The following is an 11,998-nucleotide window of genomic DNA, read 5'->3' on the forward strand; positions in this document are numbered from 1 at the left end:
TTATCTGTATTCTTTTGAGTCCATCAAAACCCTTTAGGTGTTGTATGGTTAAGCCTCACGGGCAATTAGTATTGGTTAGCTCAACGCCTCGCAGCGCTTACACACCCAACCTATCAACGTCGTAGTCTCCGACAACCCTTTAGGACGCTTAAAGCGCCAGGGAAGACTCATCTCAGGGCTCGCTTCGTGCTTAGATGCTTTCAGCACTTATCGATTCCGAACTTAGCTACCGGGCAATGCCATTGGCATGACAACCCGAACACCAGAGGTTCGTCCACTCCGGTCCTCTCGTACTAGGAGCAGCCCCCTTCAATCTTCCAACGCCCACGGCAGATAGGGACCGAACTGTCTCACGACGTTCTAAACCCAGCTCGCGTACCACTTTAAATGGCGAACAGCCATACCCTTGGGACCGACTTCAGCCCCAGGATGTGATGAGCCGACATCGAGGTGCCAAACACCGCCGTCGATATGAACTCTTGGGCGGTATCAGCCTGTTATCCCCGGAGTACCTTTTATCCGTTGAGCGATGGCCCTTCCATTCAGAACCACCGGATCACTATGACCTGCTTTCGCACCTGCTCGAATTGTCATTCTCGCAGTCAAGCGGGCTTATGCCATTGCACTAACCACACGATGTCCAACCGTGTTTAGCCCACCTTCGTGCTCCTCCGTTACTCTTTGGGAGGAGACCGCCCCAGTCAAACTACCCACCAGGCACTGTCCTCACCCCGGATAACGGGGCTAAGTTAGAACATCAACACTACAAGGGTGGTATTTCAAGGACGACTCCACAACCACTGGCGTGATTGCTTCAAAGTCTCCCACCTATCCTACACATGTAGGGTCAATGTTCAGTGCCAAGCTGTAGTAAAGGTTCACGGGGTCTTTCCGTCTAGCCGCGGGTACACTGCATCTTCACAGCGATTTCAATTTCACTGAGTCTCGGGTGGAGACAGCGTGGCCATCATTACGCCATTCGTGCAGGTCGGAACTTACCCGACAAGGAATTTCGCTACCTTAGGACCGTTATAGTTACGGCCGCCGTTTACCGGGGCTTCGATCAAGAGCTTCTCCGAAGATAACCCCATCAATTAACCTTCCGGCACCGGGCAGGCGTCACACCGTATACGTCATCTTACGATTTTGCACAGTGCTGTGTTTTTAATAAACAGTTGCAGCCACCTGGTATCTGCGACTCCCGGCAGCTTAGAGAGCAAGTCTCATCACCGCTAGGAGCGTACCTTCTCCCGAAGTTACGGTACCATTTTGCCTAGTTCCTTCACCCGAGTTCTCTCAAGCGCCTTGGTATTCTCTACCCGACCACCTGTGTCGGTTTGGGGTACGATTCCTTACAAACTGAAGCTTAGAGGCTTTTCCTGGAAGCATGGCATCAATGACTTCACGCCCTTGGGCGCTCGACGTCGTGTCTCGGCCTTAAGATTTCCCGGATTTACCTAAGAAATCAGCCTACGCACTTGAACCTGGACAACCATCGCCAGGCCCACCTAGCCTTCTCCGTCCCCCCATCGCATTTGTAAGAAGTACGGGAATATTAACCCGTTTCCCATCGACTACGCCTTTCGGCCTCGCCTTAGGGGTCGACTTACCCTGCCCCGATTAACGTTGGACAGGAACCCTTGGTCTTCCGGCGAGGGAGTTTTTCACTCCCTTTATCGTTACTCATGTCAGCATTCGCACTTCTGATACCTCCAGCAAACTTCTCAGTTCACCTTCAACGGCTTACAGAACGCTCCCCTACCCAGCATACTAAAGTATGCTGCCGCAGCTTCGGTGTATAGCTTAGCCCCGTTACATCTTCCGCGCAGGCCGACTCGACCAGTGAGCTATTACGCTTTCTTTAAATGATGGCTGCTTCTAAGCCAACATCCTGGCTGTCTGAGCCTTCCCACATCGTTTCCCACTTAGCTATACTTTGGGACCTTAGCTGGCGGTCTGGGTTGTTTCCCTCTCCACGACGGACGTTAGCACCCGCCGTGTGTCTCCCGGATAGTACTTACTGGTATTCGGAGTTTGCAAAGGGTTGGTAAGTCGGGATGACCCCCTAGCCTTAACAGTGCTCTACCCCCAGTAGTATTCGTCCGAGGCGCTACCTAAATAGCTTTCGGGGAGAACCAGCTATCTCCAGGTTTGATTGGCCTTTCACCCCTAGCCACAAGTCATCCGCTAATTTTTCAACATTAGTCGGTTCGGTCCTCCAGTTGATGTTACTCAACCTTCAACCTGCCCATGGCTAGATCACCTGGTTTCGGGTCTATACCTAGCAACTCGACGCCCAGTTAAGACTCGGTTTCCCTACGGCTCCCCTATACGGTTAACCTTGCTACTAAATATAAGTCGCTGACCCATTATACAAAAGGTACGCAGTCACACCACGAAGGTGCTCCTACTGCTTGTACGTACACGGTTTCAGGTTCTATTTCACTCCCCTCACAGGGGTTCTTTTCGCCTTTCCCTCACGGTACTGGTTCACTATCGGTCAGTCAGGAGTATTTAGCCTTGGAGGATGGTCCCCCCATGTTCAGACAGGATATCACGTGTCCCGCCTTACTCGATTTCACTTAGTATACGTTGTCGGTTACGGGGCTATCACCCTGTATCGCGGCACTTTCCAGAGCCTTCACCTGACGCATATAAAGCTTAAGGGCTAATCCAATTTCGCTCGCCGCTACTTTCGGAATCTCGGTTGATTTCTCTTCCTTCGGGTACTTAGATGTTTCAGTTCCCCGAGTTCGCCTCTTAACACTATGTATTCATGTTAAGATACATGCTTATGCATGTGGGTTTCCCCATTCGGAAATCGTAGACTCAAGTGGCTGTTACTGCCTAATCTACGCTTATCGCAAGTTACTACGTCCTTCATCGCCTCTGACTGCCTAGGCATCCACCGTGTACGCTTATTCACTTAACCATACAACCCAAAAGGGTCTTATGTATGTTCAACTAAATAAGGTTTTAGTTTTTGATGATTAAGAGGGTTAGTCTTAGTCATCGTTGCCGGACTCAATAGAACAAACAATGAATTGTTTGTTTGAATACAAGACACTTGAATGTGTGTTGTGTGTTTATCTTAAAGATAAACATTGAGAACTTTTACGATAACAACAATCGTTGTTATCAGTCAGCTTTCCAAATTGTTAAAGAGCAAGTTAAGTCTTTCGAATTAACCATTTTTAAATATTTTCACTGAAAACACTTAAAGATGGTGGAGCTATGCGGGATCGAACCGCAGACCTCCTCGCTGCCAGCGAGGCGCTCTCCCAGCTGAGCTATAGCCCCAACTTCAATTCTTAACTTATAAACCTAATCAATCTGTGTGAACACTCATCAATGCACAATCTTTACGTAAGGAGGTGATCCAGCCCCAGGTTCCCCTAGGGCTACCTTGTTACGACTTCACCCCAGTCATGAACCACAAAGTGGTAAGCGTCCTCCCGAAGGTTAAACTACCTACTTCTTTTGCAGCCCACTCCCATGGTGTGACGGGCGGTGTGTACAAGGCCCGGGAACGTATTCACCGTAGCATTCTGATCTACGATTACTAGCGATTCCGACTTCATGGAGTCGAGTTGCAGACTCCAATCCGGACTACGACGCACTTTTTGGGATTCGCTTACTCTCGCAAGTTCGCTGCCCTCTGTATGCGCCATTGTAGCACGTGTGTAGCCCTACTCGTAAGGGCCATGATGACTTGACGTCGTCCCCACCTTCCTCCGGTTTATCACCGGCAGTCTCCCTGGAGTTCCCACCCGAAGTGCTGGCAAACAAGGATAAGGGTTGCGCTCGTTGCGGGACTTAACCCAACATTTCACAACACGAGCTGACGACAGCCATGCAGCACCTGTCTCAGAGTTCCCGAAGGCACACCTGTATCTCTACTGGCTTCTCTGGATGTCAAGAGTAGGTAAGGTTCTTCGCGTTGCATCGAATTAAACCACATGCTCCACCGCTTGTGCGGGCCCCCGTCAATTCATTTGAGTTTTAATCTTGCGACCGTACTCCCCAGGCGGTCTACTTAACGCGTTAGCTCCGAAAGCCACGGCTCAAGGCCACAACCTCCAAGTAGACATCGTTTACGGCGTGGACTACCAGGGTATCTAATCCTGTTTGCTCCCCACGCTTTCGCATCTGAGTGTCAGTATCTGTCCAGGGGGCCGCCTTCGCCACTGGTATTCCTTCAGATCTCTACGCATTTCACCGCTACACCTGAAATTCTACCCCCCTCTACAGTACTCTAGTTTGCCAGTTTCAAATGACCTTCCGAGGTTGAGCCCCGGGCTTTCACATCTGACTTAACAAACCACCTGCATGCGCTTTACGCCCAGTAATTCCGATTAACGCTCGCACCCTCCGTATTACCGCGGCTGCTGGCACGGAGTTAGCCGGTGCTTCTTCTGTTGCTAACGTCAAACGATAAGAGTATTAATCTTACCGCCTTCCTCACAACTGAAAGTACTTTACAACCCGAAGGCCTTCTTCATACACGCGGCATGGCTGCATCAGGCTTTCGCCCATTGTGCAATATTCCCCACTGCTGCCTCCCGTAGGAGTCTGGGCCGTGTCTCAGTCCCAGTGTGGCTGATCATCCTCTCAGACCAGCTAGGGATCGTCGCCTTGGTGAGCCCTTACCTCACCAACTAGCTAATCCCACATAGGCGTATCCAATAGCGCAAGGCCCGAAGGTCCCCTGCTTTGCTCCGAAGAGGTCATGCGGTATTAGCCATCGTTTCCAATGGTTATCCCCCTCTACTGGGCAACTTCCTATGCATTACTCACCCGTCCGCCGCTCGTCAGCGAGAAAGCAAGCTTTCTCCTGTTACCGCTCGACTTGCATGTGTTAGGCCTGCCGCCAGCGTTCAATCTGAGCCATGATCAAACTCTTCAATTTAAGATTTTGTTCGGCTCAATGAATAACTGATTACATACACCTTACTTTTAAAATAAAAAGCTTAGTAATGTTGAATTGACTGTGCCAAGTTAAAAACTTGATTGGTCACTCAGTTCATTGAAACCAATGTGATACCGAAGTATCTCTATTTGATTATCATCAACGAGTGCCCACACAGATTGATAGGTTTAAATTGTTAAAGAGCGTTGTTCTTATTGAGATCACTTAGCGCATCTCGTTGAACAGGGCGGCCATTTTAGCGATTTAAAAGTTCGTGTCAAACACTTTTTAAAACTTTTTTCGCTTTCTTTCTAAATCATCATGCGATTATGAAAGAGGCCTTTCACTGTCGTTTCGTTGCCTTGTGAGCCCCGCCGTGTCAGTGAGGACGCATTATAGAGATCCGAATCACATTGGCAAGCGCTTTTTAGAAAAAATTTGAAAAATAAAGGTTACATGTTCAATTTCCACCCAACCAGTTATTTATACCTATTTACTCAAGTTATAAACACAAGTTATCCACAGAATTATTCTTTTCTACCTTAACTTTCACCTATAAAAAAGAAGATAGCCCGAAAGCCATCTTCTTTTATAAAGCATAATAAAGAGAGTTGATTTAAATAATCTTACTTTTATATGCCTGACCCATCTTTCTGCGCATCAGGGTCATCTTCATGCAAACCGCATTCTCGCTTTAAGCCAAAAAAGCGCGTTTCCTCTTCAGACATACCAGGCTCCCACTTTCTCGTGGTGTGAGTATCCCCTACTGATAAGTAACCTTCTTCCCATAATGGATGGTAAGACAAACCATGCTTTTGCAAATAGTCATAAATGTCTTTGTTGCTCCAATCAATAATAGGTAGAAATTTGAATACACCATTTTGGATCGCAAGAATAGGCAAGTGATTACGCGAACTGGATTGTTCGCGACGTAAACCAGAAAACCAAGTTGAAACCTTGAGCTCCTGTAGTGCTCGACGCATAGGTTCCACTTTATTTATCTTGTTATACTTTTCTATTCCTTCGACGCCTTGTTCCCACAACTTACCATAAAGGGCTTCTTGCCAGTTTGGGCTTTGCTCTGCACGGAACACTTTTAGGTTAAGGTTCAACTTTTTAGTCAGCTCATCAATAAAGCGGTATGTCTCTGGAAACAAATACCCAGTATCGGTCAAGATAACCGGTATATCCGCTTTTTCTTGCGTGACTAAATGCAGCATTACCGCAGCTTGAATACCAAAACTGGATGAAACCGCAAATTCACCCTGTAAGTTATCGAGCGCCCAACGTACTCTTTGTTGGGCGGAAAGCTTCTCTAACTGCTCATTAATCTCAGCGAGCTTTAAACTTTGCTCTACTTTATTAAGAGAAAGCAGCTCTTCTAACTGATTAACTTGTTTTATGTCATTAAGCATGGAAGTCCCTCTTAGAGATCACGACCTCATCAATAATGCCAACACGAATCACAAAATCCCCGAACGCTTCATTTTCATTACGCTCTTGAGCCCAACGACCGACTAGTTCATCAATGTCCGTTAAGATTTGTTTATCCGTAATGTTCTCTTTATACATTTTAGGCACACGAGTACCACTGCGGTTACCGCCTAAGTGCAAGTTATAACGACCCGGCGCTTTGCCGACTAAGCCAATCTCAGCCAACATTGCTCGCCCGCAGCCGTTGGGGCAGCCTGTTACACGTAATATAATGTTTTCTTCTTTAGGTAACTGATGTTTTGCTAAAATGCTTTCCACCTCGGTAACAAAAGAAGGAAGAAAACGTTCTGCTTCAGCCATTGCTAGTGGGCAAGTAGGAAATGCCACACATGCCATCGAGTTTTTACGCTGCTCACTAATAGAAACATCCATTAGACCATGCGCGACAGCAATACTTTCTATCAGGTCTTTGTCATCTGCAGATACACCCGCCACAATTAGATTTTGGTTTGCTGTAATACGGAAGTCACCTTTATGGACTTTCGCCAGTTCAGCCATACCAGTCTTAAGTGGTTTTCCAGGGTAGTCTAAAATACGACCATTCTCTATAAATAGAGACAAGTAATGTTTACCGTCAATACCTTCTGACCAACCAATGCGATCACCACGCTCAGTAAATTCATAAAGTCGACTTGGTGCAAATTGACTCCCAGCGCGTTTTTCAACTTCCGCTTTAAATACATCAATACCAACACGGTCTAACGTATATTTTGTTTTAGCATTTTTACGGTTAGAACGGTTACCCCAATCACGTTGCGTTGTTACTACAGCTTCAGCAAACGCTAAAGTTTGATCAACAGGAATAAAGCCAAAATCATCTGCACGACGAGGATAGGTAGAAGTATCCCCATGGGTCATAGCAAGACCACCGCCTACTAAAACGTTAAAGCCAATTAACTTACCGTTTTCTTCAATTGCCACAAAGTTCAAATCATTAGCATGAACATCGACATCATTCAGCGGTGGAATCGCAATAGTGGTTTTAAATTTTCGTGGTAAGTAGGTGCGGCCTAAAATAGGCTCTTCTTCTTGAACGGTACTATCGATTTTTTCCGCATCCAACCAAACTTCCGCATAGCCTCGAGCATGCGGTAAAAAGTGTTCACTGATCTTCTTTGACCATTCATACGCTTCTTGGTGTACTTCAGATTGATATGGGTTCGCCGTACATAGTACATTTCGATTCATATCTGCAGCGGTACCAATCGAGTCAATACCAATCGAGTTAAGCGCTTTATGAACCTTCTTAATATTAGGCTTTAAAATACCGTGATATTGAAAGGTTTGACGCGTCGTTAAGCGAATACTGCCATATAAAGTATGCTCATCCGCCCACTTATCGACACCAAGCCATTGGGTTGGAGTGATAACACCAGCTGGTAAGCGCGCACGAAGCATCAAAGTATGTAGCGGCTCAAGTTTTTGCTTGGCTCGCTCAGCACGAAGGTCACGATCATCTTGTAAGTACATCCCGTGAAAACGAATCAGTGTGAAATTGTCACCCGTCACTGCTCCGGTAATTGGGTTTTGTAGATCTTCTGCAATCGAACCACGTAAAAAATTACTTTCAGCTTTTAAACGCTCACCATCAGAAAGTGGACCTAATACTTCACCTAATACAACTTGTTCTTTCGTGCTCATTAGTACACATCCCTTTGATAACGTTTTGCTTTACGTAGGTCATTAATAAATGCTTCGGCTTGTTCTTGACCTAATTGACCTTGCTCTTTGGCAACTTGAATTAATGCGTTATGGACATCTTTTGCCATGCGATTGGCGTCACCACAAATATAAATGTAGGCACCTTGCTGTAACCATTGCCATACTTCCGGCCCATTTTCTAAGATGCGATCTTGTACATAGACTTTTTCCGCTTGATCACGGCTAAAGGCCACATCCAACTTAGTTAAGATTCCAGACTTCAAATACTTCTGCCATTCCACTTGATATAAGAAATCTTGGGTGAAAGTACGGTCGCCAAAGAATAACCAGTTTTTCCCTTCGGCATCACGCGCTTCACGTTCCTGGATAAAACTGCGAAATGGAGCAATACCGGTTCCCGGACCAATCATGATCACAGGAGTATTATCATCTTGAGGCAACTTAAAGTTATTATTGTGCTCAATAAAGACTTTAACGTTATCGCCTTCTTCCAAACGATGAGTTAGGTAATGGGATGCACCACCAAAGCGAGTTTCTTCACCTTGTTGATATTCCACCAATCCAACCGTGAGATGCACTTCTTCTTCCACTTCGGCTTGACTAGATGCGATAGAATAAAGACGAGGAGTTAATTTACGGAATAGGCTCGCTAATTGCTCAGCAGTCAGCGTCGTTTTCTTTTCTCTTAGCACATCAATAACTTGTGTGTTTCCCGCATACTCACGCAGCTTGTCTTTATCTTCCACCAGCTTTTGCAGCTTTTTACTTCCAGAAAGCTCAGCGTATTTAGTCACAAGTTGAGGGTTTGATGCTGTGATCTCAAATTTACTCACTAAAGCACTGTGAATAGAAATGCTGTCACCATCAAGCTCAATACTTTCAATACCTGATAAACCGACTTGTTCTAAAATTGCCGCGACTAAATCTGCGCTGTTTTCATACCAAACACCCAGCGCATCGCCCGGCTGATAGCTGATACCTGATCCTTCTAGATCAATTTCAATATGACGAACGTCTTTACCAGAATCTCGCCCCGTGATCTTTTGGCTAGTCAGCAAGGTTGCGGCATAAGGGTTTTGTTTATTCCATGGATTTTCAACATGGGCAGATTGTCCAACCGGCAGTTGCACCACTTGCGCATCTTGTGATGACAAAGCTTCTTTCACTTTTTCTAGTGCTTGCTTACGCCATTCCGCTGCGGGCGCTTCATAATCGACATCACAATCAACGCGATCTAAAAATGCTGTCGCGCCCAATTTGCTTAAGTAGCTGTCAAAGTCTTTACCGGTTTGGCAGAAGAATTCATAACTGGAATCACCAAGACTGATCACCGCATATTGCAGGTTCGGTAACTTAGGCGCTTTTTTCGATTGCAAAAATTCATGCAGTTCTATCGCATTATCTGGTGCTTCACCTTCACCATTGGTCGAAGCAACAATGATCACATGGGTTTCTTTAGCGAGATTTTTGCCTTTGTAATCACTGGCATCAAATAATTCCACCGCAATACCATTAGCATCGGCTTCATTTTTGAGAGCTTCCGCGACGCCTTTGGCATTACCCGTTTGCGAGGCATAAATGATGGTCAATTTGCCTGCCGGCTGCGCTGCAACAGATAATTGAGATGATGGGTTTGCTCCTGCTGGCTGGCCGGTTTGACTCAGCCCCCAAAAATAACCACTGACCCAGGCCAGTTGTTGTGGAGACAGCTCAGCCATCGCTTGTTGCAATTGACCAATTTGTTGATCATTAAGCGGGCTAGCCAGAGCCGAAAGATCCTTTAGTAACATGTCACGACATCCTATCTTTTTATTCGTCTAAGCAAATAGGGTTCACTTAGGCATCTAGGTATAAAATTGCTTCATGTTGCTAGATTAACGATTCTGATGAATGTCGAGAAAGAATTGATAAGTATGTTTTATAACTTTTTGGAAATAAGAAATGAAATGCCGCTGTCTGCACAAAGCAAACAGCGGCAATATAAATTTGATTTGGCTTTATTTATTGGCAATGCGCACTTGTTTGAACCCCACATCTAACGCAGAGCGTGAAGCTTCATCCATATCTTGATAATGACATTCTTTACCATGTTCATCTGTGAGCAACACCAGCCCGCCACGATTATGGCGAAACTCTACGATCCAATCTTCTTCTTCAATTGAAGATTCAATAATCGCCTCAAGCAATTGCTTCTCTTGGTATAAGCGGCGTAGTTCTGTCACTGTCATAACGAGCCCTTCCGTGTTACTCAATTACCTTCACTTATTAATCATGACGCAAATTTGAAAACTTGCGAGAAAAATAAGGGTATTTATTGAGCCACCTCACTCAAGCATTGAAAGCTAAAGTTTTCTTTAAGAGCCTAACTTATTATTAGAGCTGCCAATTTTAGAATGTGCTCGGCTTATTATAATGTTTGTAAATATATAAGCCGATCAGTGCTAGGATAATCCAAGGTAGCAACTTGATCACCGCTCCCAGCATGCTAATCACAAACCCCAACAATAACGCGGCGGCGATAGCAATAAAGAAAGTCACCATGGTTACCCCAGTGAACATCAGCACACCAAAGAAAATCACGATAAACAATAATTCGAACATACATCTCTCCTAGTTAAACCTATCTGGCCATTAAAATGAAAACACGCAAAGAATACGGCAAAGGTTTAAGACATAGACCCATAAATAAACCAATGAAACTGGGTCAACTTATGCATAGACAATAGGCACTGAAATAACATTGCAGAATTTGGGCCAACTTATTTTTAATTTAACTCATTACTAATCAATTAGTTAAAAATAGCGCAATAGAGAAGAAATATAAAAGTGACTAATTTGACCAACTATCAGTCAAATTAGCCATTAATAGATATGGGGATGAATAACAAGAATTAAACGTCGAGCTCAGCTGGAATTTTAGCTAATGCGGCTTCAACCACTTCAATGCCAGCCCCCGCTTTATGGGCATTTTCACTGATATGTCGACGCCATTGGCGTGCGCCCGGCATTGCTTGGAATAGACCTAGCATATGACGAGTAATATGACCTAGACTAGCCCCTTTCGCCATTTCATCTTCTATATATGGCAACATCTCACGGACGATCTCACGACGTTTTTTCACTGGCTTATCACCGCCAAATAAACGTTGATCCACTTCAGCCAATAAATATGGATTTTGATAAGCTTCACGCCCCACCATCACACCATCTACATGCTTAAGATGCGCTTCACATTCATCCAGCGTTTTTACGCCACCATTGATTGCTATGGTTAAATGCGGGAAATCTTTTTTTACTTGATAAGCGCGCTCATAAATCAGCTCTGGAATTTCTCGGTTCTCTTTTGGACTCAAACCTGAAAGCCATGCTTTGCGCGCGTGAATAGTAAATTGGTCAACGCCACCCTTTTCACTCACCAGAGTAATAAAGCGAGTTAAGAATTCATAGGAATCTTGCTCATCGATACCAATACGTGTTTTAACCGTGACAGGAATATCCACCACTTCACGCATTGCCGCCATACACTCTGCCACCAGCTCAGGTTCAGCCATTAAGCAGGCACCAAACATACCATTTTGTACACGGTCTGATGGGCAACCAACGTTTAGGTTGATTTCATTATAACCACGTTCTGCCGCCAACTTTGCGCACTTGGCGAGATCAACAGGGTTCGAACCACCTAATTGCAAGGCAATAGGATGCTCTGGCTGAGAAAACTGTAAAAAATCCCCTTTTCCGTGGAGAATAGCACCGGTTGTCACCATTTCTGTATAGAGCAAGGTATGCTCAGATAACAAACGGTGGAAGTAGCGACAATGACGATCCGTCCAATCGAGCATGGGCGCGACGGAAAAACGTTGCATAGGGTAATTTTTCATAATCTATATGGGATAAATATCTCTGACTTATTAAGCCAAATATTTTACCATAGGC

Annotated in this window: 6 protein-coding genes, 1 tRNA gene and 2 rRNA genes; all 9 read right to left on the reverse strand. The window is 45.2% G+C overall.

All coding sequences use genetic code 11. The features are described from left to right. Positions 1-44: 44 nt before the first annotated feature. The 9 genes from Vgang_RS10575 to dusA all read right to left on the reverse strand — a co-directional run bounded on the left by Vgang_RS10575 (position 45) and on the right by dusA (position 11,943). Positions 45-2,932, reverse strand: a 23S ribosomal RNA gene (locus Vgang_RS10575). Positions 2,933-3,224: 292 nt separating this feature from the next. Beyond that, positions 3,225-3,300, reverse strand: a tRNA-Ala gene (locus Vgang_RS10580). Positions 3,301-3,367: 67 nt separating this feature from the next. Further along, positions 3,368-4,909: ribosomal RNA gene (locus Vgang_RS10585) — 16S ribosomal RNA — on the reverse strand. Together the 16S and 23S rRNA genes with 1 tRNA gene alongside form the textbook arrangement of a ribosomal RNA operon. Before the next feature lie 632 nt (positions 4,910-5,541). Next, complete coding sequence (locus tag Vgang_RS10590) at positions 5,542-6,324, reverse strand: phosphoadenylyl-sulfate reductase (RefSeq protein ID WP_105903600.1); 783 nt, start codon at positions 6,322-6,324, stop codon at positions 5,542-5,544. Next, positions 6,317-8,044 (reverse strand): assimilatory sulfite reductase (NADPH) hemoprotein subunit, encoded by a 1,728-nt coding sequence (gene cysI, locus Vgang_RS10595; RefSeq protein WP_105903599.1) that lies wholly within the window; start codon positions 8,042-8,044, stop codon positions 6,317-6,319. Before cysI ends, Vgang_RS10590 begins: the two co-directional genes overlap by 8 nt. Then, entirely contained in the window at positions 8,044-9,855 is a 1,812-nt protein-coding gene (locus Vgang_RS10600) for an assimilatory sulfite reductase (NADPH) flavoprotein subunit (protein ID WP_105903598.1), read from the reverse strand. The genes cysI and Vgang_RS10600 overlap by 1 nt, the downstream gene beginning before the upstream one ends. A gap of 207 nt (positions 9,856-10,062) precedes the next feature. Then, complete coding sequence (locus Vgang_RS10605; protein WP_105903597.1) at positions 10,063-10,293, reverse strand: hypothetical protein; 231 nt, start codon at positions 10,291-10,293, stop codon at positions 10,063-10,065. Between the two features lie 160 nt (positions 10,294-10,453). Next, positions 10,454-10,666, reverse strand: a complete 213-nt coding sequence (locus Vgang_RS10610) for an envelope stress response protein PspG (RefSeq protein WP_105903596.1) — start codon at positions 10,664-10,666, stop codon at positions 10,454-10,456. Between the two features lie 290 nt (positions 10,667-10,956). After that, entirely contained in the window at positions 10,957-11,943 is a 987-nt protein-coding gene (gene dusA / locus Vgang_RS10615) for a tRNA dihydrouridine(20/20a) synthase DusA (RefSeq protein WP_105903595.1), read from the reverse strand. Positions 11,944-11,998: the final 55 nt, after the last annotated feature.

It is taken from the genome of Vibrio gangliei, assembly GCF_026001925.1.
Taxonomy (GTDB): domain Bacteria; phylum Pseudomonadota; class Gammaproteobacteria; order Enterobacterales; family Vibrionaceae; genus Vibrio; species Vibrio gangliei.

What these genes read in the sequence shown, in the direction of transcription:
- Vgang_RS10590 (WP_105903600.1), bottom strand. Translation starts at nt 6,324, where the DNA reads ATGCTTAATGACATAAAACAAGTTAATCAGTTAGAAGAGCTGCTTTCT.
- cysI (WP_105903599.1), bottom strand. Translation starts at nt 8,044, where the DNA reads ATGAGCACGAAAGAACAAGTTGTATTAGGTGAAGTATTAGGTCCACTT.
- Vgang_RS10600 (WP_105903598.1), bottom strand. Translation starts at nt 9,855, where the DNA reads ATGTTACTAAAGGATCTTTCGGCTCTGGCTAGCCCGCTTAATGATCAA.
- Vgang_RS10605 (WP_105903597.1), bottom strand. Translation starts at nt 10,293, where the DNA reads ATGACAGTGACAGAACTACGCCGCTTATACCAAGAGAAGCAATTGCTT.
- Vgang_RS10610 (WP_105903596.1), bottom strand. Translation starts at nt 10,666, where the DNA reads ATGTTCGAATTATTGTTTATCGTGATTTTCTTTGGTGTGCTGATGTTC.
- dusA (WP_105903595.1), bottom strand. Translation starts at nt 11,943, where the DNA reads ATGAAAAATTACCCTATGCAACGTTTTTCCGTCGCGCCCATGCTCGAT.